This is a genomic window from Arcobacter sp. LA11, assembly GCF_001895145.1.
In the GTDB taxonomy this organism is placed as follows: domain Bacteria; phylum Campylobacterota; class Campylobacteria; order Campylobacterales; family Arcobacteraceae; genus Halarcobacter.
In genome coordinates, this window is the sequence record NZ_BDIR01000033.1 from 1 (window position 1) to 1,370 (window position 1,370).

At 28.2% G+C, this 1,370-nt stretch carries 1 pseudogene; it reads right to left on the reverse strand.

The features are described from left to right. Positions 1-199: 199 nt before the first annotated feature. Positions 200-1,370: pseudogene (locus BT997_RS15625) on the reverse strand (DUF2345 domain-containing protein); the annotation flags it as partial.

Genomic DNA, 1,370 nt, shown 5'->3' on the forward strand with positions numbered 1-1,370 from the left:
GGTTTTGATACTCTTTTAAATCTTTTTGTGTGTAAGTCTCTTTCTTACAAGTTTCTATATTATAGTTTGTTTTTATTACTTTTATATTCTCTTGTTTTGTATAAGAACATGAAACTAAAGTTATTTGTATTAAAACTAGGGTACTAATTATCTTAAATATTTTTATCACTTTTTTACTTTCTTAAAGAGCATGGATTTATTAGACTTCTAGTTTTTCTTCTAATTCTTCAGTATCTCTTTCATCATATGTCATGGTTGCATTTGCAGCATCTTCTGGTTTTCCATCTATATATGCCTTAAAGTTTATTTCATATACTTTTTCATCTTTTAAGTTATGTAAAATAACATCTTTTCCATTGTATTCTGATTTATCTTTGTCTTCTATTGTCCATCTTATTTGAGCAAGTTCTTCTGGCCTTGGTTCATCTATATTTAAAATAGCTGTACATTCACCCTCTTCTTTTTTAGGATAAGTGTAGATGATGTCTTCAACTTCCAAATATCTTTTTAACTCAGATATTGCTTGTCCTTCTTTTTCAGGATCAACTACATAACAAAAAGCATGACCCCATTTGAAGATATTGTCTTCTTCTAAATTTACAGTCATTACTAGACCATTTGTTGTGATGTTATCATCTGTTGGATTATCTGTTATAATATTTTTATCTGATTCATCATTGTTTTTTATAAAGTACCATTGCATTTGTGCTTCTTGTGTAGCTGTTAGTTCTGTAGCTGGAACCCAAGCATCATTTTCATACTTTTCTACTGTTGCTGTGTATGTTAGAACTTCTTCTATTTCATTTTGTTTTGTAACTGCTGCATTTAAAGATATAACTCTTAGTTTTCCATATAGTGGTTTTGGTATTTCTGGTTTAGTTACTGCTTTTGCAGATACTCCTCCATTTGATGATGTTGTATCTACTAGTGGTGCTTTTAGATGTATTCCTCCACCATCTAGAGTTAAAACATTACTTCCACACTTTAGACTTATACCTTTTGTTGCAACTAGTTCTATAGTGTCTGCTGTATGTTTTATAGTTTTTGCTTTCATATGAAAAGCTTTATTTACATCTAATCTATATTCTCTTCCAATTTGTAAAAACATATTTTGTAGGTATTTTTTCTTTACATCTTTTTCTATATATTCTGTTGAAGTTCCCTTCACTCTTTGTATATAATTTTTTTCTATAATTTTTTTATAGTCATTTTTAACAATAGTATTAAAATCTTTAAGAACATGAAGTTCATAATCTTCCTGAACAGTAGAAATTTTCTCCTTCTCAACAGTAGAAATATGATTAAACTTAATATTCTCATTTAAATCATTCCCTATAGTTAAAACAGAATCATTTGCTACAGTCTCTTCT